The organism is Oleiphilus sp. HI0079 (assembly GCF_001635105.1).
In genome coordinates, this window is record NZ_LWFT01000409.1 from 1 (window position 1) to 454 (window position 454).

The 454-nt window shown below is 44.1% G+C and carries 2 protein-coding genes; one reads left to right on the forward strand and one right to left on the reverse strand.

All coding sequences use genetic code 11. The annotated features are described in order from the left end of the window. Positions 1 to 41: 41 nt before the first annotated feature. Complete coding sequence (gene rpmE, locus A3750_RS05385; protein ID WP_068454520.1) at positions 42 to 254, forward strand: 50S ribosomal protein L31; 213 nt, start codon at positions 42 to 44, stop codon at positions 252 to 254. Positions 255 to 301: 47 nt separating this feature from the next. On the opposite strand, the gene A3750_RS27105 is transcribed toward rpmE, so the two are convergent. After that, positions 302 to 427, reverse strand: coding sequence for a hypothetical protein (locus A3750_RS27105; RefSeq protein ID WP_255374856.1), 126 nt, complete (start codon positions 425 to 427; stop codon positions 302 to 304). Positions 428 to 454 lie beyond the last annotated feature (27 nt).

Here is a 454-nt window from a genome sequence, read left to right on the forward strand (position 1 = left end):
TTTACAGTGAGTGGCGGCAAAACTTTATAGAGGTCATTATCATGAAAAACGATATTCATCCTGAGTATCAGGAAATCGAAGCAAAATGCAGTTGCGGTAACGTGATCAAGACACGTTCAACACTGTGCAAAGATCTTCTTTTGGACGTGTGCTCGGCGTGCCACCCATTCTACACTGGTAAGCAGAAAGTGATGGACACTGGCGGTCGCATCGACAAGTTCAAGAAGCGTTTCGGAAGCAGAATCGCAAGCTAGTCCGATTCCAAAATTTAAAAAGAGCGCTACGCGCTCTTTTTTTGCACTTAGACAGGGTTTACACCTGTTAGGTCTGAATCAGAGTTCGCAACGTAGAACTCGGTTTCACGGAGTAACTCTTGATGACATGCAGGAGCGATATGCTCGGTATGAAGTCGAGAGTAAGTATCCATTAAAGGCTTCGGCCTAAAATTTTAAAA

Excerpts from the sequence above, each read along its gene's own strand:
- rpmE (WP_068454520.1), top strand. The coding sequence starts at position 42 with ATGAAAAACGATATTCATCCTGAGTATCAGGAAATCGAAGCAAAATGC.
- A3750_RS27105 (WP_255374856.1), bottom strand. The coding sequence starts at position 427 with ATGGATACTTACTCTCGACTTCATACCGAGCATATCGCTCCTGCATGT.